Origin of the sequence: Peribacillus muralis (assembly GCF_001645685.2) — a bacterium.
GTDB lineage: Bacteria > Bacillota > Bacilli > Bacillales > DSM-1321 > Peribacillus > Peribacillus muralis_A.
In genome coordinates, this window is sequence record NZ_CP017080.1 from 2,245,231 (window position 1) to 2,266,729 (window position 21,499).

At 43.1% G+C, this 21,499-nt stretch carries 23 protein-coding genes; 20 read left to right on the forward strand and 3 right to left on the reverse strand.

All coding sequences use genetic code 11. The annotated features are described in order from the left end of the window. Positions 1-233 precede the first annotated feature (233 nt). A complete protein-coding gene (locus tag ABE28_RS10950; RefSeq protein ID WP_373921341.1) occupies positions 234-1,676 on the reverse strand; it encodes a flavin monoamine oxidase family protein in 1,443 nt (480 codons plus the stop codon). 401 nt (positions 1,677-2,077) lie between these two features. On the opposite strand from ABE28_RS10950, the gene ABE28_RS10955 reads away from it, so the two are divergent. From ABE28_RS10955 to ABE28_RS11040, 17 genes are all read left to right on the forward strand, one after another. Then, positions 2,078-3,439 carry a cytochrome ubiquinol oxidase subunit I gene (locus ABE28_RS10955; RefSeq protein WP_064465175.1) on the forward strand — a complete coding sequence of 454 codons (1,362 nt, stop codon included), beginning with the start codon at positions 2,078-2,080 and terminating at the stop codon, positions 3,437-3,439. 14 nt (positions 3,440-3,453) lie between these two features. Then, positions 3,454-4,500: a cytochrome d ubiquinol oxidase subunit II gene (locus tag ABE28_RS10960; RefSeq protein ID WP_064465174.1), complete on the forward strand. Its 1,047-nt coding sequence runs from the start codon at positions 3,454-3,456 to the stop codon at positions 4,498-4,500. A 26-nt stretch (positions 4,501-4,526) separates the two neighbouring features. Next, complete coding sequence (locus ABE28_RS10965) at positions 4,527-5,288, forward strand: hypothetical protein (RefSeq protein WP_064465173.1); 762 nt, start codon at positions 4,527-4,529, stop codon at positions 5,286-5,288. Between the two features lie 236 nt (positions 5,289-5,524). Beyond that, positions 5,525-6,064 carry a TetR/AcrR family transcriptional regulator gene (locus tag ABE28_RS10970; protein ID WP_373921327.1) on the forward strand — a complete coding sequence of 180 codons (540 nt, stop codon included), beginning with the start codon at positions 5,525-5,527 and terminating at the stop codon, positions 6,062-6,064. Positions 6,065-6,181: 117 nt separating this feature from the next. Beyond that, the gene (locus ABE28_RS10975) at positions 6,182-7,324 is read left to right on the forward strand and encodes an acyl-CoA dehydrogenase family protein (protein WP_064465171.1); all 1,143 of its coding nucleotides are present in this window, start codon (positions 6,182-6,184) and stop codon (positions 7,322-7,324) included. Positions 7,325-7,429: 105 nt separating this feature from the next. Continuing rightward, entirely contained in the window at positions 7,430-9,067 is a 1,638-nt protein-coding gene (locus ABE28_RS10980) for an AMP-binding protein (RefSeq protein ID WP_064465333.1), read from the forward strand. Between the two features lie 12 nt (positions 9,068-9,079). After that, positions 9,080-10,429, forward strand: coding sequence for an acetyl-CoA carboxylase biotin carboxylase subunit (locus tag ABE28_RS10985; RefSeq protein WP_064465170.1), 1,350 nt, complete (start codon positions 9,080-9,082; stop codon positions 10,427-10,429). Positions 10,430-10,466: 37 nt separating this feature from the next. Next, positions 10,467-10,679, forward strand: a complete 213-nt coding sequence (locus tag ABE28_RS10990; protein ID WP_064465169.1) for an acetyl-CoA carboxylase biotin carboxyl carrier protein subunit — start codon at positions 10,467-10,469, stop codon at positions 10,677-10,679. Between the two features lie 12 nt (positions 10,680-10,691). Beyond that, a complete protein-coding gene (locus ABE28_RS10995; RefSeq protein ID WP_064465168.1) occupies positions 10,692-11,591 on the forward strand; it encodes a hydroxymethylglutaryl-CoA lyase in 900 nt (299 codons plus the stop codon). Between the two features lie 17 nt (positions 11,592-11,608). Further along, the gene (locus ABE28_RS11000; protein ID WP_064465167.1) at positions 11,609-12,391 is read left to right on the forward strand and encodes an enoyl-CoA hydratase-related protein; all 783 of its coding nucleotides are present in this window, start codon (positions 11,609-11,611) and stop codon (positions 12,389-12,391) included. A 24-nt stretch (positions 12,392-12,415) separates the two neighbouring features. Beyond that, positions 12,416-13,945: an acyl-CoA carboxylase subunit beta gene (locus ABE28_RS11005; RefSeq protein ID WP_064465166.1), complete on the forward strand. Its 1,530-nt coding sequence runs from the start codon at positions 12,416-12,418 to the stop codon at positions 13,943-13,945. A 200-nt stretch (positions 13,946-14,145) separates the two neighbouring features. After that, positions 14,146-14,910 carry an NUDIX domain-containing protein gene (locus tag ABE28_RS11010; RefSeq protein WP_064465165.1) on the forward strand — a complete coding sequence of 255 codons (765 nt, stop codon included), beginning with the start codon at positions 14,146-14,148 and terminating at the stop codon, positions 14,908-14,910. A 16-nt stretch (positions 14,911-14,926) separates the two neighbouring features. Continuing rightward, a complete protein-coding gene (locus ABE28_RS11015; protein ID WP_064465164.1) occupies positions 14,927-15,481 on the forward strand; it encodes a cysteine hydrolase family protein in 555 nt (184 codons plus the stop codon). 58 nt (positions 15,482-15,539) lie between these two features. Beyond that, entirely contained in the window at positions 15,540-17,009 is a 1,470-nt protein-coding gene (locus ABE28_RS11020) for a nicotinate phosphoribosyltransferase (RefSeq protein WP_064465163.1), read from the forward strand. A 34-nt stretch (positions 17,010-17,043) separates the two neighbouring features. After that, positions 17,044-17,874 carry an ammonia-dependent NAD(+) synthetase gene (nadE, locus tag ABE28_RS11025; protein WP_064465162.1) on the forward strand — a complete coding sequence of 277 codons (831 nt, stop codon included), beginning with the start codon at positions 17,044-17,046 and terminating at the stop codon, positions 17,872-17,874. 302 nt (positions 17,875-18,176) lie between these two features. Further along, positions 18,177-18,356 (forward strand): DUF3951 domain-containing protein, encoded by a 180-nt coding sequence (locus ABE28_RS11035; RefSeq protein WP_064465160.1) that lies wholly within the window; start codon positions 18,177-18,179, stop codon positions 18,354-18,356. 165 nt (positions 18,357-18,521) lie between these two features. Further along, entirely contained in the window at positions 18,522-18,818 is a 297-nt protein-coding gene (locus tag ABE28_RS11040; protein WP_064465159.1) for a hypothetical protein, read from the forward strand. A gap of 88 nt (positions 18,819-18,906) precedes the next feature. Here the strand turns inward: ABE28_RS11040 and ABE28_RS11045 are convergent, their stop codons facing one another. Continuing rightward, positions 18,907-19,317, reverse strand: a complete 411-nt coding sequence (locus tag ABE28_RS11045) for a hypothetical protein (protein WP_064465158.1) — start codon at positions 19,315-19,317, stop codon at positions 18,907-18,909. Positions 19,318-19,579: 262 nt separating this feature from the next. Here ABE28_RS11045 and ABE28_RS11050 point away from each other — a divergent pair, with 262 nt between their 5' ends. Next, on the forward strand, positions 19,580-19,828 hold the full coding sequence (locus ABE28_RS11050) for a hypothetical protein (protein WP_064465157.1): 249 nt from the start codon (positions 19,580-19,582) through the stop codon (positions 19,826-19,828). A 178-nt stretch (positions 19,829-20,006) separates the two neighbouring features. Then, positions 20,007-20,435, forward strand: a complete 429-nt coding sequence (locus ABE28_RS11055) for a YwqH-like family protein (protein ID WP_064465156.1) — start codon at positions 20,007-20,009, stop codon at positions 20,433-20,435. 406 nt (positions 20,436-20,841) lie between these two features. Here ABE28_RS11055 and ABE28_RS25015 read toward each other — a convergent pair whose 3' ends face one another. Continuing rightward, positions 20,842-20,985, reverse strand: coding sequence for a hypothetical protein (locus ABE28_RS25015; protein ID WP_156775743.1), 144 nt, complete (start codon positions 20,983-20,985; stop codon positions 20,842-20,844). Between the two features lie 181 nt (positions 20,986-21,166). Between ABE28_RS25015 and ABE28_RS11060 the strand changes: the two genes are divergently transcribed. Further along, the gene (locus tag ABE28_RS11060; protein WP_083232041.1) at positions 21,167-21,376 is read left to right on the forward strand and encodes a hypothetical protein; all 210 of its coding nucleotides are present in this window, start codon (positions 21,167-21,169) and stop codon (positions 21,374-21,376) included. Positions 21,377-21,499 lie beyond the last annotated feature (123 nt).

The following is a 21,499-nucleotide window of genomic DNA, read 5'->3' on the forward strand; positions in this document are numbered from 1 at the left end:
AAAAAACTTGAACGCTCTATTCCACGTATGTTGCTCTCTTATCCAGAGGCGTCCCGGGAGCCTCCTTGGGACAATTGCGTCTGTGAGGTCTCCCCATTGCCGTATTTCCTAACATGAGTCTCGCATCTGTCGCTTCCATATATTCTGAATGTAAATTTTGATTGCTCATCGTATTTGAATCGTTTTTTTCACAGCCTGAACTAGCTTATCCAGAGTCTCCCAGAAGACGACGTTCATTGGTTATACGTTGTTGGGAGGTTCGTCACCTCATGTGCAACCCGGATCCCGGATTGGATTCCTCCTTCTATCCAGGCTGGCACCGTTGAGGTATGCTCCCCTGCGAAGTGGACCCTGCCTTCAGGGGTGGGGATGTATGGGAACAGATCCGTTTCTTGACCAGGTTTAAACATGGAAAAGGCACCGTATGCATACTGATTCAAAGTCCAGCTATAGGAAGCGCCGGTTAAAAACTGGTCGTATACTTGATTTCCATGCACCATGGCCAGGTTTTTCAACGCGTTTTGGATACGGTCTTGTTCAGGGAGAATATCCCATAACGTCGCATCATCTTCCCACGTATAGCTGGCTAAGAGTAGTCCTGACACACTTCGGTTAATGTTATTAGGGTAATAAGCAAACCTTATGGGGAGATCAGTCGACAATTTTCCGCCGAAGATTCCTTCCCGCTCCCAAAACCGTTGCCTGAATTGAAGACCGATTTTTGTCGATGCAGCATAATGGAGTTCCCTGATAGCCTTCCACTTATTATGCGAAAAGGAATTCCGGGGCTCAATCTCGATAAAGTTTAATAATTGAAGAGGGATCGTCACGATGGCAAGGTCCCCGGTGATCGTTAAAGGTTTGTTGCTTTGAGTATGTTTAGAATCAATGGTAACCTGGTTATTTTGTTGGATGATCTTAGTCACTTGATGATTGAAATTGAGATTTTCCTTCAATTCCGGTAGAAAGGCATAGGGAAGCCGATCGTTGCCGCCCTCGATTGCATAAAAATCGATGTCCGGATTAAAAAGTGGCATCAGTTCACGAAGTATGGCAGGAAAGGAAAGTTCCGGGAAGCCCTCCAAGCCTAAAAGGACCTTTATGCTTTCAATCGCCCCCGTAGAAAGGCTGGTTCCTACTGGATTGTACTGCAAAAAGAAGGTCATGGAGTATTTATCAAATTCTCTAATGACGTAGCCCCAATTATTAACCGGATCCAGATTTATGAAGTCCGTAACTGGTTTAATTGCCATATTAAGCAATTCCTCCGCCGTTTTCCCTTTTTCTTGTGGTGCAACCGGATACTTCAGTATGTCCGGGTTTTGTTGATAAATGGCGGCTGTTGTCTTGATGCCATTAACATAAATGGGGTCATTCGGAGTGGAATTCGCAAAAGTGATGGTTCGTAATTGATATTTCTTGATATATTCGGCAACCAAATAATGATAATTCGGAATGCGCATCGCACCAGCCTCAAGATAGGCATCATCAAAAAATGGCGCCCTCATCGTCAAAATGCGCCCGCCGAGCCTGCCGGTAGCTTCCAGTATCGTGACATCGTGTCCTGCTCCCTTTAAAAGGGAGGCTGCAACCAATCCAGATATGCCTGCCCCGATGATGATGATTTTTTTTGGAGTCTGGGAAGGCCCCAGTCCATTTTTAATGACATGGAGCATTTGGTCGGGTGAAAGCGGATCGTTGTAAAAAGCCAAAGCGTTACTCTCCTCTCTGATTGCAATTCCTAATCGGGATGTACGCTATCATATTCTTTTAGGTTCATGAATTATGAGGAATGACGATTAATTTGTTCATGTAATTGAAGAAAATCAAACATTTTCGCCAATCAAGGCGGCCATTGAACTCCTATTTCATAAAAGCTTCATCGGGTATACCATAGGCTTTATGTATATCAACAATAACCTCGCCAGAATATTTACATGAAAATCCATCAAAAAGATGTCAGTTAAGCATCGCCTTGCGGTGGAGACTTTGAAAAATTAGTTTGTGGAATTTTATTAAATATTTTCCTTTCCAGCGGAGATACTACGAAGAGACAAAGGTTGGAAAGGAAGAAAGTATGGATCATTTACAAATGGCTCGTGCCATGTTCGGGACGAATATGGCAGTACATATCATATTTGCGACGATTGGCGTCGGGCTGCCGATGATGATGTTGGCCGCGGAACTGATGTATCAAAAAACGAAGGATTTACATTATGTTGTCATGGCAAAACGGTGGACTAAAACATTAGGGGTGTTACTAGGGGTGGGCATCCCGACTGGTACGATTGCTGGTGTGCAGCTGTCACTATTGTGGCCTGGATTCATGGAAGTGATAGGCCGAGTGATGGCACTTCCATTCCAAATCGAGATTTATGCATTCATGGTCGAGGCGCTTTTCATGTCCATTTATGTATATGCTGCTGAAAAGATCAAGCCTTGGGCACGAATCGTAAGCTTGTTCTTTGTCGCCTTCGGAGCGTTAGCTTCGGCTGTTTTGATTTCAAATGTCCATGCATTTGAGGGAACGCCAGCGGGATTCCGGTTTGAAAATGGGGAGATTGTCGATGTTGATCCTTGGGCGGCTTTTTTTAACCCAAGCTTCTTGGTGACAGCAGGACATACGGCACTTACAGCTTATACAACAGGGGCCTTTGTCGTAGCGGCAGTAGCTGCCTATAAGATGCTGAAGAACAAATTTGGCACCACCGAATTTAATTTTCATCAAAAAGCGCTGAAGCTTAGCATTGTATTAGGTTTGATTTTTTCTTTTTTGACAGCTCTCAACGGGCATGCGACTACACAGCATTTGTATCGGGAACAGCCAGAAAAACTAGCTGCTGCTGAAGGCTTGTTCGAAACGACAGATTATGCGGGCCTTACCTTTTTAGGTTATACGGATAGGGAAGCGCAGGAAGTGAAATATGGGATTGAAATTCCTTGGGTTTTAAGTTTCTTGTCAGGGAATAGTTTCGATACGGTCGTAACGGGCTTGAATGATTTTCCCGAGGAGTATTGGCCGCCGCTTTATGTCCATATTTTATTCAATGCGATGGTGATCATTGGCTCCGGTTTAATCGCTTTGTCCCTGTTTGCTTTGGTATGGAATAAGTGGTTGAAGAAGGAAACCTATCCAAAATGGATTCTCTGGTTATTTGTGGCGGCAGGGCCGTTTTCGGTGATTTCAATCGAATGTGGTTGGATTTTCGCATGTACAGGCAGGCAGCCCTGGACGATATACAGGATGCTTACCACTGCCGATTCGGTCACAACATATGAGAACCTAGGATTTTTATTTACGATGTTCATTATTGTATATATTGTGTTATGCATTTCAGTCGTGTTTACACTGCTGTACTATTTCAAACGACATTCCATAATGGATGATATTTATAAAGCCGAACAAAAAGATGTGAGGCTCTTCGATTCCAATTCATGAAAGGAGGAAGGCCAATGAGTGACGCTCTTCTTGCCATAACGCTGGTGTGGGGATTTATTTTTCTTTATGCCATCATGGCATCCATGGATTTTGGTGCTGGTTTCTGGGCGATGACTTATATAAAAAGGGAAGAAACGAATGCCACAAAGATAGCGAATAGTTATTTATCGCCAACCTGGGAAGTGACCAATACGTTTGTAGTCGGTCTTGTCATCGCGATTTACAGTTTATTTCCAGGTGCGGTTTTCACGATAGGCGTGGCCTTGATCGTTCCGGCAAGCCTGATCTTGGTTCTGCTTTGTATTAGGAGTGCTTTCTTGGTGTTCTCCCATAGCGTAGACAAATATGAAAAAGTGCTTACGTATATTTCTGGGTTTACTGGTTTGATCATTCCTGGGCTTCTCATCAGTGTATTGCCAATCACACATCTAGGGTTTGTCGAAGGGGTGAGGGGGGATGAAGAGCTAAATCTTGCGAAACTTTTCACAAGCCCCAATGAATATGCCTTTTTGCTGTTCGGGATATTGAGTACGCTTTTTTTATCGTCCTTGCTCCTATCGGATTACTCAAAGCAAGCGGATGAAATGAAAGCATACAAGATTTACCGCAGGGATGCGATGATCACCGGTCCGCTGATGTTAGTCATGGCATTGCTTGTAATGTTTACATTAAAAAACGAAGCGAATTGGATTTATGAAGAGATGATGAAAAACTCAGCATTATTACTTCTTTCACTTGTCTTTTTTGTCATAGCCGGCGTCGCACTCTATCTTCCTTATTTTTCTAAAAGAGAAGTTAAAGGGATGCCTCGCCTTGCCGTCATATCGATCATCATTCAGTATTTGATCGGCAGCTATGTCTATGGGATTGCACATTTACCGTATATCATATATCCAAATGTCACGATCCTTTCCGGTTTTACCGACCCGACATCCTTCAGGGCCGTGTTTGCCACATACATCGTTGGTTTTGCGATATTGGTTCCAGGCTTCTATTATTTCTGGTCGATCTTCATGAAGGATCAACGCCGTAAGTTCAAACGAGGACAAATGACCAATTAGTTCATCCCTTGAAAAGAGAGGTTATCATGATGAAAAAGTTAGATTTGCTAAAATATGCGGTTTTAGTTCTTTCACTCTTTGTGAGCTATCAAGCGGTTGAGGCCCATGATAAGAATTTTCAGGTCGATGGTACGTATATGTCGACAAAAAGAGATGTAACAGGGGACGAGAAAATAGATATCATCCAAGTTCAGGGGCTGCCATATAAAGAAGGAAGCAAGTTCCTGAAAAAAATTGAATTGAGTGTTGAAAGCGATCGCCGTACGATCAGCGTCCCGTTAAAAGCAGGATATAATCCTGAATTAAAGGTAGCCGACTTGAATGATGATGGCCTGCAGGACGTATTGGTCACGGTTTTGCTGGAAGGCAAAGAACGTTTGATCTCAAGCTACGCCTATACCTTCAAGGATGGAAGAGTACATGAACTCGACATGCCCCCAACTGTCCCTGTAACGGCACAATTCCTGGACGGATATAAGGCCCAAATCAGTATTGAAGGGCAAAAGCCTGTAGTGCTGGATATCCGGTCAAGAAAAAAAACGTATGATGAATTGGGTATTTATCAAGATGGAAAACTGAACGAACCGACCGAGCTTTTGGTTGATCCTTACTCGAAGCTTGACATCAAAACAGTCTTTGGTAAAAGGAAGCGACTTATAGGAACCCAAAAAGTGAACGGATCCGATGAACGTGACCCGTTATTGGAGATTGAATCGGTTTGGACGTACAAGCATGATTGGACGCTTGTAAAGGCCAAGGTAAAGGAAATTAAAGTAAACAAAAAGTAAACAAGCAGAAAAAAAGATAGGAACCGCTAGAAATTGAATGAAGGAAGATGACAGCCCTTAATATGGGGGCTGTTTTTAGTTATTTTAAAAATTGACAATTTTTAAATATTTGGTAAAATCTAAATAAATCCAGTTTATACATATCGAGATTTTGCCGACTGGATTAAATGTAAGCGGATACAAAAAACAGGGGGTGCAGACCTACGGAGTTAAGGGAAAAAATAATCGAAACATCGTTGACTCTCTTTGAACAGCATGGCTACCATGGTGTCTCCGTCAACGAAATCGTTAAGGCATGCGGAACCAGCAAGGGTGGCTTTTATCACCACTTTTCTTCCAAAGATGAGCTATTATTTGTCATTCATGATTATTTTATTTCATATGTATTAACAAATGCACAGGAAGCCATCTCGGAAAGTACACATCCAGCCGAAAAAATGCAAAAGATCATTCAATCTTTCGTAAAAGTGTTTGACCTGTATCAACCTCACATTTCAGTATTCTATCAAGAAAGCATTTACTTAAAACCGCCTTATGTTGAAGCCATTCTAAAAAAGCGTAAGCTGTATAAAGAAATCATCTTTTCCGTCATCGAGGAGGGAATTGAAAAAGGGGTATTCCGCAGTGAACTGCCGGTTGAAATTACCGGGATGTCAATTTTGGGGATGGTTAACTGGTCTTACAAATGGTACAAAAGGGACGGCGGAATGACGATCGATGAAATTGGGGAGATATATATCGATTTAATTCTTCACGCCTTATTGAAGGATAAATAAATGGAAAAGGAAAGCTTCCAGCCATTTTCCTCCATAACGCATTGAAAATGAAATAAAGCATTAAAAGCGAGTTACACAGACCAACCAGTCGGTCTTAATAGAAAGGGGAAGTGACAAATGGATTTCTCACTTACGAAAGAGCAGCAGATGATTAAGGAAATGGTTCGGGAATTTGCCGAAAAGGAAATCAAGCCAATTGCCATTGAATTGGATGCCAAATCGATGTTTGCAGAGGATGTCTTCAAAAAAATGGGGAAACTTGGGTTGCTCGGCATTCCTTTCCCTGAAGAATATGGCGGGTCGGGCGGCGATACGATTTCGTATGCCATTGCAGTTGAAGAAATCGGCAAAGCATGCGGCGGAACCGGATTAAGCTATGCAGCCGCCGTTTCACTTGGGGCAAGTCCGCTTTTTTACTTTGGAACCGAGGAACAGAAGCAAAAATATCTCGTTCCGATCACAACCGGCGAGACTTTGGCAGCCTTTGGATTGACAGAGCCAAATGCAGGCTCCGATGCAGGCGGTACGAGAACGGCTGCCAAATTGGATGGTGATGAATATGTGATAAATGGTGAGAAAATCTGGATCACCAATGCCAGCTATTCAAGAACCATCACCGTCACTGCGGTATCGGGCAAGGATGAAAAAGGCAAGAACATCATCTCGGCCTTCATCGTGCCAACCGATACGAAAGGTCTTACGATCAATAGCAATTATGAAAAAATGGGTGTTCGTGCTTCCAATACTTGTGAAATCATCTTAGATAATGTCCGCGTTCCGAAGGAGAATTTATTGGGCGATCCACAAAAAGGGTTCAAGCAATTTTTATTCACGCTTGATGGCGGGAGGATTTCAATTGCTGCTTTGGCGGTCGGCATTGCACAAGCAGCCTTCGATAAGGCTTTGGCTTTTTCAAAGGAGCGCGTCCAATTCGGGAAACCCATTTCAAGTTTCCAGGCAATTCAATTCAAGCTTGCCGATATGGCTATGGAAATAGAATTGGCAAGGAATATGGTTTATAAGGCTGCATGGTTAAAAGACATGAAAAAACCATTTGCGAAGGAAGCGGCGTACGCCAAGCTGTTTGCAAGTGAAACCGCATTCAGGGCCAGCAATCAAGCGATTCAAATTCATGGTGGTTCAGGTTATATGAGGGAATATGAAGTGGAACGGCATTTAAGGGATGCCAAGCTGCTGGAAATTGGCGAAGGCACCTCGGAAATCCAAAGAATCGTGATTGCCAGGCAATTGGGGTGCTGATAACGGAACGCTGATGAACCATAATGGGCAAATGGCAGATATTATCTCTTCAGCTGGGAGCGTTCATTCTTACCTTTATTAGATAGGAGGAATATGATGTCTGATTTGCTAGATGTTACGATCGGAAAACTGCTTGAAATGACAGCAGAGCGATACGGTGAGAATGAAGCAGTGGTGTACCATGAGCTGGGACTTCGCCATACTTACAGCGAATTTGAAAAGATTTGCAGGGCGGCGGCCAGGGGGTTCATGTCGCTTGATATTAAAAAAGGGGACCATATCGCCATCTGGGCAACCAACAAGCCGGAATGGCTCATTTCCCAATTTTCCACGGCGAAAATGGGCGGGGTATTGGTTACGGTCAATACGAACTACCGTACAAGTGAACTGGAGTATCTGCTAAAGCAATCTGATTCGACGACGCTAATCCTGATGGAGCAATTCAAGGACCATTCCTATATGGATACATTGTATGAAATCATACCTGAATTGAAAACTGCAAAACCAGGAAAATTGCAATCTGAGAGACTGCCAAAATTAAAAAACATCATTGTCTTGGGCGAAACACGCTATCCAGGCACATTTTCTTGGGATGAAGTCATGGACGGAAGCGAATCCATTTCGGAGGAGGCACTGGACAGGAGGATGGGGGAGTCGGCTCCAGGCGATGTTATCAATATGCAATACACATCAGGAACGACAGGATTTCCAAAAGGAGTGATGTTAACGCATTCAAATCTGGTCAACAATGGACTGAATGTCGCAGAATGCATGAAGCTTACCGAGGATGACAGGCTATGCATCCCTGTCCCCCTGTTTCATTGTTTTGGCTGTTCACTCGGTTCGATGGCTTCCGTTTCTGTTGGGGCGACGATGGTTCCCCTTGTGGAATTCAATCCCCGAACGGTCCTTAAGACCGTTGAGGCAGAAAAATGTACTGCCCTACATGGGGTTCCGACCATGTTCATTTCAGAACTTAATCTTGATGACTTCGACCAATATGATTTACGTTCTTTACGGACTGGTATCATGGCAGGCTCGACTTGTCCGATCGAGGTCATGAAAAGCGTGGTTAACAAAATGGGGGTTACCGAAATAACGATTACTTATGGGCAAACGGAATCATCGCCAGGGATAACCATGACCAGGACGGATGATCCGATTGAGCTTCGCGTTTCTTCAGTGGGCAGGGCATTGCCTAAAGTGGAAGTGAAGATTGTCGATCCGGCGACTGGGGAAGAGGTACCTATGGGAATGCAAGGGGAGCTTTGTTCAAGGGGATATCATGTGATGAAGGGATATTATAATAATCCGGAAGCTACGGAGCAGGCAATTGACGGGGAAGGCTGGCTTCATACGGGGGATTTAGCGGTCATGGACGAAAATGGCTACTGCAAGATAACAGGCAGGCTAAAAGATATGATCATTCGTGGTGGAGAAAATATCTATCCGCGTGAGATAGAAGAGTTCCTTTATCGACATCCTGCCATTGCCGATGTCCAGGTGCTTGGCGTCCCTGATCAAAAGTATGGCGAAGAAGTTGCGGCATGGATCATTTTGAAAGCAGGGAAAACCATGACGGAGCAAGAATTGATCTCGTATTGCAAAGGGAACATATCGTTTCATAAAATTCCCCGGCATATTCATTTCACGGATGCTTATCCAATGACCGCTTCTGGAAAAATTCAAAAGTATAAGCTGCGGGAACAAACGCTTGACCTGTTAACGGAACGCACTAATTAAGGAGATGATCGGATGATTGGGAAAATTCTTATCGCAAATAGAGGGGAAATTGCATCACGAATTATTCGGACATGCAAGAAAATGGGGATAAGCACGGTTGCGGTCCATTCGGAAGCAGATGCGGATGCACCCTTTGTCGGCTTAGCGGACGAATCATACTCATTGGGCGGCTCAAGAGTCCAGGAAAGCTACTTAAATGTCGAGAAGATTTTGGAAATCGCCAAAGATACCGGAGTGGAGGCGATTCATCCGGGATATGGATTTTTGAGTGAAAATGCAGATTTTGCGCGTTCATGTGAAAAAGCTGGTTTGATATTCATTGGTCCGAAGCCGGAAGTCATCCAGCAAATGGGTAACAAAGTAGAAGCTCGGAAAAAGATGGAGCAAGCAGGCCTTCCGTTGGTTCCGGGGTTTTCGCGTCCATTGATCGATGCTGCTGAAGCGGCAGCCGTTGCCGAAAGGATCGGTTATCCAGTCATGCTGAAGGCGGCAGCGGGTGGAGGAGGAATCGGCATGCAGGCCGTCTCCAATGAAGATGAGCTTTCGAAAGCATTTGAAGGAAATCAAAAACGTGCCCAATTATTTTTTGGTAATGGAGATATGTTCATTGAAAAATTAATAGAAAAACCTCGTCATATCGAAATTCAGGTAATGGCGGATTCCTTTGGAAATGCCGTTTTCTTGTGGGAAAGGGAATGCTCTGTCCAAAGGCGCCACCAGAAGGTCGTGGAAGAGGCTCCTTCCTCTTTCCTTGACGAAGAAACAAGGAATAAAATGGGGGCCGCTGCCGTAAAGGCGGTTAAGGCAATCGGATATAGCAATGCAGGCACGCTTGAATTTTTAGTTGATGCAGATAAGAACTTCTATTTTCTAGAGATGAATACACGCCTTCAGGTTGAGCATCCTGTCACTGAAGAAATTACCGGATTGGATTTGGTGGAACAGCAAATTATTATTGCATCCGGTAAAAAACTGGATTTCACGCAAGACGACATTAAAAAGGCTGGACATTCGATCGAAGTGCGCATATATGCAGAAGATCCGAAAACGTTTTATCCAGCACCAGGAACGATTACAAGCCTGAACCTCCCTAACGGCGACGGAATCCGTCATGAATTGGCGGTACACGGCACATCCGTCGTATCGCATTTTTATGACCCGATGATCGCGAAGTTGGTCGTGAGCGGTGAATCCAGGGATAAAGCCATCGAGAGGCTAAGAGCAGCATTGGACAATTATAAGATAGAAGGCATTAAAACGAACCTTCCTCTGCTCTTGGAAATCATCTCCCATGACGCTTTTTCCAAAGGTGATACGACTACGGATTTCATAGATAAATATATTAAAAAACTAACAGTATAAAACATGACATAACATATATGATCAGGAGGAATGAAGGATGGCAGAATTAAAAGCGAGCATGGCAGGCAGTGTTTGGAAAATAGTGGCGAAAGAGGGGCAAAGCGTAACGGACGGTCAGGATATCGTCATATTGGAATCAATGAAAATGGAAATCCCGATTGCTGCCGAGGAGGCGGGCACCATTAAAGAACTTAAAGTGAATGAGGGTGATTTCGTCAATGAAGGTGACGTATTGGCCGTCATTGAATAAAGGAGGGATAAAATGAATTGGCCTGAAAAAGTGACAATTAAGGAAGTCGGCCCGCGGGACGGTCTGCAAAATGAACAGATCATTTTACCGACGCAAAGCAAAATTGATTGGATCGATCAGCTCTCTGATACAGGTCTTTCTTATATAGAAGTGACATCCTTTGTCCACCCGAAGTGGATTCCCCAATTGAGCGATGCCGTCCAGGTGGCAAAGGGAATAAAGCGCAACCCAAGTATCACCTATGCCGCACTCGTCCCGAATGAAAGGGGGCTTGAGGCAGCTCTTGAGGGGGAAATTGATGATATTTCGGTTTTCATGTCTTCAAGTGAAACCCATAATCTTAAAAACATCAATAAATCGATTTCCGATACCCTTCCAGTATTGAAGAAGGTCATCGATGGAGCAGCAAATGGCGGAAAAACGGTCAGAGGTTATGTTTCAACCGTTTTCGGCTGTCCATATGAAGGGGAGGTATCGATGGATCAAGTCTTTCGGGTGTGTGACCAACTGTTTGACTACGGAATCAGTGAAATATCCCTGGGAGATACGATTGGGGTGGCGTCGCCAAGACAGGTTGCATCGTTCCTTGAAAGTGCCGTGAAAAGATATGATCTCAGCCGGATTGCCCTTCATTTCCATGATACAAGGGGCATGGCCTTGGCCAATGTCCTCCAAGCACTGGAGTGTGGGGTCGAGACCTTCGATTCTTCACTCGGTGGTTTGGGCGGCTGTCCATATGCACCAGGTGCGAGCGGCAACGTCGCTACGGATGACCTGATTCATATGCTACATAAAATGGGGATTCAAACGGGAATAAAACAAGAAAAATTGATCAAGGCAGCCTTGCTGATGCAAAGCTTTTTGGAGAAACCACTCCCAAGCCATCAGATGGCTGTATATAACGCGCAATAAGATTGGAGGGTGAACCGTTGACTTCATTAATTGACATAAGCCGTGATGATACAGGGATCGCCGTCGTCACACTAAATCGACCTGATGCTGCTAATAGCTTATCGACGGAATTGCTTCATAGCCTGCTCGAAGGGATGAATGAATTGAAAACGGCAGCTGATTTACGCACCGTGATTTTAACCGGATCTGGAGAAAAGGCGTTTTGTGCAGGTGCGGATTTAAAGGAACGAGCAGGGATGAGTGACGATAAAGTCAAGGAGACGCTCAAGCTGATCGGCGACACGATCACAGCTCTCGAAAAACTGCCAGTCCCGGTCATTGCAGCGATTAACGGATCGGCCTTTGGCGGAGGGCTGGAGCTTGCGCTGGCTTGTGACATACGCCTCGCCTCGGAATCGGCAAAGATGGGATTGACGGAAACGGCATTAGGCATCATTCCCGGAGGCGGCGGGACTCAGCGGCTGCCCCGCATAGTCGGCCTGGCTACAGCTAAAGAGCTTATATATACGGCGAGGCAACTGGATGCAAAAACCGCCTATGATTTGAAAATCATCAGTCATATATACCCGCCTCAACAATTGATGGAAGAAGCGATCATGTTGGCACGGGAAATCGCCCTCAATGCGCCATTAGCACTCAGGGCAGCAAAAGCGGCGATAAATCAAGGGGTGGATACGACCCTCGAAAACGGACTGCAAATCGAAAATGATTGCTATCAGACAACTTTAAAAACCCGTGACAGACTCGAGGGTCTGGCAGCATTCAAGGAAAAGCGCAAACCGGTATTTACGGGTCAATGAGCTTCAAATGAAGGAGGAAGATCAATGGTGACGACGGATAAATTAACGGAAACGGTAGAAACGATCAAAAAAGGCGGCTTGGAAAAATACCACCAAAAAAATGCTGAAAAAGGAAAGCTTTTCGTACGGGAACGTCTTGAGCTCCTATTTGATGAAGGAGTTGAAATTGAGGACGCCTTCTTTGCAAATTGTGCAAGTGAAGGACTTCCGGCGGATGGGGTCGTGACAGGAATCGGAAAAATTAACGGTCAAAGAGTTTGTGTCATGGCCAATGATTCAACCGTCAAAGCAGGCTCTTGGGGAGCAAGGACCGTCGAAAAAATCATTCGCATTCAAGAAACGGCAGAAAAACTGCAGCTGCCGCTTCTCTATTTAGTCGATTCTGCCGGAGCAAGAATCACCGATCAAGTGGAAATGTTTCCGGGACGGCGTGGTGCAGGACGCATCTTTTATAACCAAGTGAAGTTATCCGGGAAAATTCCGCAAATCTGTCTCTTGTTCGGTCCTTCAGCAGCTGGAGGCGCATATATCCCAGCTTTTTGTGACATTGTCGTGATGGTCGAAGGGAATGCATCGATGTATTTAGGTTCGCCGAGAATGGCGGAAATGGTCATTGGCGAAAAGGTGACCGAAGAGGAGATGGGCGGGGCGAAAATGCATTGCTCCGTTTCAGGATGTGGAGATGTGCTGGTGAAAACGGAAGAAGAGTCCATAGCATTTGCCCGCAAATACTTAAGCTATTTTCCAGGAAATTATCAAGAAAAGCCTACACCTGCCAAGCCAGAACTACCGAAGGAATTTGACAAGACGTTGGAGGACTTGATACCGAAAAATCAGAATGCACCCTTCAATATGTATGATTTGATCGACCGGGTCATAGACAGGGAGTCGTTTTGTGAAATCAAAAAGCTTTTTGCCCCGGAATTAATAACCGGGCTTGCCAGGCTAAATGGGCAGTCCATCGGAATCATTGCCAACCAGCCGCGTGTCAAGGGCGGTGTGCTGTTCCATGATTCAGCAGACAAGGCAGCTAAGTTCATTAATTTATGTGATGCCTTCCATATACCGCTATTGTTCCTTGTGGATATTCCAGGATTCATGATCGGAACGAAGGTCGAGCAGGCAGGCATCATTCGCCACGGTGCGAAAATGATTTCGGCCATGAGTGAGGCCACGGTACCCAAGATATCCGTCATTGTCCGTAAGGCTTATGGTGCCGGGCTGTATGCAATGGCTGGCCCCGCTTTTGAACCGGATTGCGTTCTTGCCCTCCCGACAGCGTTGATTGCCGTAATGGGTGCGGAGGCTGCGGTCAATGCCGTATATGCCAATAAAATCAATGCGATGGAGGCGGAAGAAAGGCCTGCCTTCATTGCGCAGAAGCGAACTGAATATAATGAAGACATTGATATATATCGTTTAGCTTCCGAGATGATCGTTGATGGCATCATCCAGCCCAATGACCTTCGTGATGAATTGGGTGCCCGGTTTGAAGCCTACGGAAGCAAACAACTGACATTTACAGAGCGTAAGCACGGAGTCTATCCAGTCTAAAGATGTACAATAAAAGCCCTGTCACGGTCTTGATGGGGCTTTTTTTCGTGGTATGAACCTGAAATGAAAGATTTTTCGAACAATAAGATAATTTCTTGACGTTTGGAGTTGCCAAATCATCAACGGTGGAGTACTATAATTAGTAATTAAGGATTTACTAATTACTTTAATCCCATAATTAGTGAAAGAAAGGAGCTGCCATGGTCCAGCACGAAAAAAAGAAGTACATTACCCCGGACGGCTACACTGCCGATATTGCGATCTTTACGATTACGACTAGGAAAACGGCCGAAAAGGCACCTCCCGAAATGTTTTTGAAGCTACTATTAATCAAGCGTGCCAAAAATGACAAATCCGGTAATCCGAATATTGAGGGAGATAAATGGGCGTTGCCTGGTGGTTTTGTGAATGCTAAGGAAACGGCTTATGAAGCAGCGAAACGTGAATTGAAGGAAGAAGCGGGTGTAGCCGGATTCCATGTCGAGCATTTTGGTGTTTATGACCGACCAGGCCGCGATCCGAGAGGGTGGATCATTTCCAACGCCTTTTATGCCATCGTTCAGGAAGAGTATCTCCAGCATAGGAAAGCGAATGACGATGCGGCAGAGGTTGAATTGTTCACGATAAAGGAAGCCTTGCAATTGGAGCTGGCATTCGATCATGATGTTATCATCCGTGATGCGATGAACTTATTGAAAAAAGAAATGGTGCAAACGACGATAGCACAAAAGTTCCTGCCAGAAGAATTTACCTTATCCGAATTGCAACGGGTATTGCTGACAGCAAGAGATGATGCGAAAATCAGTGCGGATTCGCTTTTTTATGCTAAGGCACCTAAGCTACCGTTTTTGGAGAAAGTATTGGATGAATCAGGCATGGAGAAGAAAACGAAACGCAATTCGTATCGCCCATCACAGCTTTACCGATTTAATGCAGAGGTTGTCACCGACTCCATTTATTATTAAGGGGGAAATTAGTGAAATGGGAAAAAAGGCATTGATCAATATCGATTATACGTTTGACTTTGTGGCGGATAAGGGCGCATTGACGTGTGGGAAACCAGGCCAGGATATCGAGAAGGCACTTGTCGGCATAACAAAGAAATTCATTGAAAATGGAGATTACACCGTATTTGCCATTGATTTGCATGAAGAAGAAGATCGCTTTCATCCTGAAACGAATTTATTTCCAGCACATAATATTAGCGGTACAATGGGTAGAGACCTTTATGGAATGTTAAAAGAAGAATACGAAGCTAATAAAAATCGAAAGAATGTTCATTATATAGATAAAACACGTTATTCGGCATTTGCAGGGACGGAACTTGATATCCGCCTTAGGGAGCGTGACATTACCGATGTGCATTTGGTCGGGGTTTGTACAGATATCTGCATTTTGCACACGGCAATCGATGCTTACAACCTAGGCTACAATATTTTTGTATACGAAAATGCAGTGGCTTCATTCAACGCTGAAGGTCACGAATGGGCGCTAGGGCATTTTAAAGGATCTCTTGGAGCAACCATTCTATCATAGCCATACACGGCAACAGAATAGAAGGGAAGCCAATGCTTCTCTTTTGGGAGGACTATCTATGGAAAAGAAGTACAACGACGACAGTTATGCATTACACACGGATTTATACCAAATCAATATGGCCCAAACCTACTGGCAAGATAAGACACATGAAAGAAAGGCCGTTTTCGAGATATTTTTCAGAAAGCTTCCATTTAACAGTGGCTATGCGATTTTTGCGGGACTTGAAAAAATCGTCCATTACCTTCAAAATTTTTGCTTCTCTGAAAGTGATATCGACTATTTGAAAACCGAGCTGCATTACGATGAAGAGTATTTGGATTATTTGCAAAACATCCGTTTTACGGGGACGATTCGCTGTATGAAGGAGGGGGAGCTCGTCTTTGGCAATGAACCGATTTTACGAGTGGAGGCACCGCTCGGTGAAGCCCAGCTCATAGAAACCGCTTTACTGAACATTGTGAACTATCACACACTCGTAGCAACAAAAGCTTCACGCATTAAACAAGTCATCGGTGATGAGTCCGCTCTTGAATTCGGTTCAAGGAGGGCACAAGAAATGGATGCTGCCATATGGGGAGCGAGAGCCGCCTATCTTGCTGGTTTTGATTCCACAAGTAATGTCCGTGCGGGGAAACTTTTCGGCATTCCGGTTTCAGGAACGCATGCCCATTCCATGATTCAGGCCTATAAAGATGAATATACGGCATTCCATAAGTATGCCGTCTCCCACAAGGATTGTGTTTTCCTCGTTGATACGTATGACACATTGCGCTCTGGCATTCCAAATGCAATCCGTGTCGCCAAGGAGCTGGGGGATAAAATCAACTTCATTGGTGTCCGTCTAGACAGCGGTGACTTAGCTTACTTATCGAAGGAAGCAAGGCGAATGCTTGATGCTGCAGGTTTTCATGATGCAAAAATTGTCGCATCCAATGACTTGGATGAATATACGATCATTAACCTGAAGCAACAAGGCGCAAGAATTGACATCTGGGGCATAGGAACCAAACTAATCACGGCTTATGACCAGCCAGCCCTGGGTGCCGTCTATAAAATGGTTTCAATAGAGGGTGAAGACGGGAATATGAGAGATACCATCAAAATTTCTTCAAATCCTGAAAAAGTTACGACACCAGGATTGAAGCGGGTGTACCGAATCATCAATAAAGTGAACCACCATGCTGAAGGCGACTATTTGGCGATGGAATATGAAAAGCCACAGGAACAGGAAAAACTAAAAATGTTCCATCCTGTCCATACCTTCCTGAGTAAATTCGTCACTGATTTCGACGCGGTAGATCTTCACGAGGATATTTTCAAAGATGGCGGATTGATTTATGAATTGCCTTCCATCGACGAAATTAAGGCCTTCACGAAAAGAAATCTACAAGTACTTTGGCCTGAATACCTCCGTGCACTTAATCCAGAAGAATACCCGGTAGATCTAAGTCAGGATTGTTGGGATAATAAGATGAGGAATATTGATGAAGTTAAAGCGAATGTCGAGCGAATGCTTACGAAATGATGAATCAATCTAACTGGAAAGAGGGTCAAATCGAATGCGTCCATTACAAAAAGAAATCGTAACGAAATTGCTGGTTCAACCAAAAATCGATCCAGAAGCTGAATATAGGAAAAGCGTGGATCTTCTAAAAGGATATATGAAGAAAAATACATTTCTGAAAAGCTTTGTACTCGGAATATCGGGAGGCCAGGATTCGACTCTGGCAGGTTACATTGCCCAAACCGCTGTCAATGAATTGAATGAAGAAACAAGCAGCACTGACTATAAGTTTGTAGCTGTGAGCCTACCATACGGAGTTCAGGCTGATGAAGATGATAGGCAATTGGCGTTGGAATTCATTAAGCCGAGCCAAACGGTCACCGTCAACATCAAAGCTGCCGTCGATGCATCCGTGCAGGCGGTGGAAGAAGCTGTCTCCGAAAAACTATCGCATTTCTTAAGGGGCAATGTAAAGGCGCGCGAACGGATGAAGGTGCAATATGATTTAGCCGGCCTATATAAAGGTGTGGTGCTGGGGACAGACCATGCAGCTGAAGCCATCACAGGCTTCTTCACGAAACACGGCGATGGTGCGGCAGATCTTATTCCGTTATACCGATTGAACAAAAGGCAAGGAAAAGAAATCCTGAAATTCGTAGGTGCCCCTGAGCGCCTCTATACGAAAATTCCAACTGCCGATCTGGAAGATGACAAACCGCTGATTCCCGATGAAGTGGCATTAGGGGTTAGCTACGATGAAATCGATGATTATCTTGAAGGGAAAGAAATTAGGACGGAAGCTGCCGAAATCATTGAAGGATGGTACACTAAAACTGAACATAAACGCAATGAAGCCATAAACGTTTATGACACTTGGTGGAAATGAAGGAAGGCTGAAGCAGAGGCAATGTACGGCTCCTCCAACTGAACATAGTTACTCTTCAATTAGCGTTGAAGCCCGTTTCGACTTTTTCGGAAAGTGAAACGATGGATGAAGGCATAATCATGGCAGTTTCCTTTCCGAGACATGCTTGTGATGATGCCTTTTTCTTTTGCCCAGTTCTAAAAATCATAAGCAAGATGTATTGTACGTCCAAGATAGTTGCTGGAAATAAAATAAATCGTGGTTCCAACATTTTTATATGGTATTTTATAGTAAAGGGATAATGTTTTGGGGGGGGGATGAACATGCTTCCGACTTTATTTTTGATAACTGTAGTTGGAATTATCGTGCTTGTCGGGTACAAAATGGTGATAAAAAAGAAAACACCTTCTAATAGGTATACACCTTACGATGAAATGGTCATGGGGAGAAAAGATGAAGGCAAAAGAGAACAACTGGTACAAAATCCAAAACAGGAAGAATGAACGGATTGTACAGTGTTTTTATAGCTTCGTCTTTTTTCAAGAAGTATTGATTTTTGGTTGTAAAGGTCCGATCAAAGAATTTGTATAGTTAAATAACTTGAAGTAGAGTATATTTAATATACATTAATCTAACGGGTATTTTAGGGTGGAGGTTCTTTTTACGTTATGAAGGCAAGATATGAACTGGCAAACATGAATTTAACATTAAGTAATGTCACTTTACGCAATGCAGCGGATAGTTATGTTCTCTTGAAAGCGGCAGATGAGCAAAAGAATGAAATTACGATTAAGCTATCTCACGCTCAAGCTGAATTTTTAGAAGCGGAATTACGGGAAGTGAATCGCCGCCGCCGCGAAAGTGGTCCAGACATTTCAGGATATGATCGGGAGCATGAAGATGGCGACGATTCGTTTAATTTATTCAGTATGGATTTATTTAATGAAAGTGAACCGAAGGACTAAACATGATTATTCGCCTGAAGCCTGCTTCTGGGCGTTTCATATTTCCAGATAGTGCTCTAAGGAATAAGCTGAGCAAGGTGACACTTCGTTACCTTTTTTTTGATTGCGTAATGAATTTCTTGATCACAAGGAATATCGATGACAAGACAGCGAAAAATAGGAAAAATACAATAAAGCCCCAAAGGCCTACCGCAGCATCTTGAAATTCCATATTTCCCCTGCTGGTAAGTGCTTGCTGTATCTCAATCGCGAATACCAACACGACCATGACAGTAAAAGTATAAAGGAAAGAAAGTATTGTAATCCCAAAGCGCATCCGGGAAATGATAGTAGACAAAATGAATACGAACAAAAAGATGATGATACCGATGATTCCCATAATCCAAAAATGTAAATCTTTGTCCGTTGCATTTGAATGCAATGTGTCACTCACAAAAAATAAGATGAAATCGTGAATATTATTAACGATTTCTGCTAATATCTCGATGATATCTTTCATTTTTACACCTCCAATCCTTAGATTATAGCAGGTTATAAAACTATATAGAAGTGGAAGGTCATGTCATGAAAAAGGCAAGCTATTTGAATGGGCTCGGCAAACCATACATGAATAGGTGAAAAAAAGAGAAAGTAGGTGTTTCCTATTAACAATATAATCATGCCTATTGCGATCTTGGCATTGATCGTTTTGGTTGGCTTCTTTATTTATAAGATTATGAAAAGATGATACGTGGACAAATTCCATCGCTGGAGGATAAGGAATGTTTGATATACATAATCATGAATTAAAGGTAATTGATTTTGCGAAAACGGGACATCATACTTGTTTTGTGAAAGTATCAGGTTTTGATGCTGAATGGGGTAAGGATTTTGAAGGCGAAGTGAAGTTTGTCAGTGATTTGCCTTATGGAGATCTTATACATCCCCATAGGTCACCGTTATCCGGCAGCTGCAGGGAATTTGTACGGAGCGATTTAATCTATAGGCATAATCAAGGGCAGTTTGAATAACTAAAACCTTTATGTTGAACCATATTTTGGGATCTTTGATTAAGCCAAATTCCTTTAGTAACCGACAAAATAGCGTATTTCCCCTATTTATCTCTCAGAAATTAATCTCTGTAATGAATAATAAAGGAAGAAATGTAAATTAATGCAAAAGTATACTATTTTTGAGGTGGTGAGTTTCATGGTTTATGCAGATATTCTGAGTAATATGCATGCTGCAATCTCTAATAAAAAGGCTAGTTTAAATGAAAAAATTGAACGTCTAGTAAAGGCTAAAAACGAAATGATGGCAGAACAAAGTATGTGCCTTAACGAAATCAGGAAAATAACAAATCCTGATCTAGGTGTTAGCTGGACAGGGGAGCGCTCGGAAAAATTTCAGGAAGCGCGTCATGACGCTTATCAGGTGATGTTCGGTGTTATACATGACGATTATGACGATTATCAATGGAAAATCGAAGCGATGATCACTAAACTGAATGCCGAGAATACGCTTCTGAGTATAGCAGGGAATATAGCCCATGAAGCAGACCATCTTCTAAGCAAAGGCGAAGAGGCCTTCGAGCAAGTGGAAAGTAAAATCGAGGATTTAAAACGGCGGTTGTTTTAATGAGTACAATCAACCTGAATCATTTTCGGAAATAAACCAGCTATTTTCGTATAAGTTCTCGATTTCGGAGATAAAGCCGCAGTTTAGTAAAAAAAGTATTTATACATATATAGCTACTTGTCCACACCTTCCCTCAGTCCAAGCATATACAGTAGTAAGGAGGGTGTTAGGATGAAAACAAATTGTTGTTATGTAGAAAAATGTTATGAGAAAAATGACCCTTGTTCTGTATGGGTTCCTAAAAAATGCTGCAAATGCAATAAATGCAAAAGCAACCACCGGTATTAATAATAAATGGGTGAAGCAGCTGTAACCAAGGGACGGTCCTAGCGACTGTCCTTTTTTTAATCCGTTGACAAAAATGGGACGAAAAAAACACCCAACCGTGTTGACTGAGTGTTTTTGGCTAATCTTTTTTTAAAATTTCCCTGCTTTGCTGGATAATTTCTTTATTTTTATTAATGGCTTCCACATTGTTTAATTTGATATGGTCAGTGATCAGTTCGTTATCTTCCATATATTCAAGTAACAATTCAACCGATTTATCCAATACCTATAATAGCTCCATTATATGACGGCTTGTGCTGGAAGGCAAAGTAAAGTGATTGAACGAAGGTTAATCATGCTTTATTAATGAATAAGGGAATCGTAAGTGGAACTTGAAATAAATTCCTTTCTCAACTGTGTTTAATGTATAATGAAAGTATATTTTTTATTAGGAGGACATTTGTGTGGATCATGCAGGCAGTTTATTTGGGCTTTTTGCAATCATACCCATATTAATTTATCTAGGACTCCTTGTCCTAAGTGTTTATTTTGTGATAAAGGTGATAAAGTTCATCAATGCTAAAACCAGATTGGACCAACAAAGGAACGATAAGCTGGATGAACTGATCAAGGTCTTAGGTAACGAAAAGGAAGACCGGAATAAACCTTTATAGGTAACCATAAGTACAATCCGTTTAAGGATTGTGCTTTTTTATTATTGACTAAGTTAACTGATGTTTGCTTTTTTTTGAAGAACCAACGGGGAGCTCTATGAAGCATTGAACTATTACACCTTA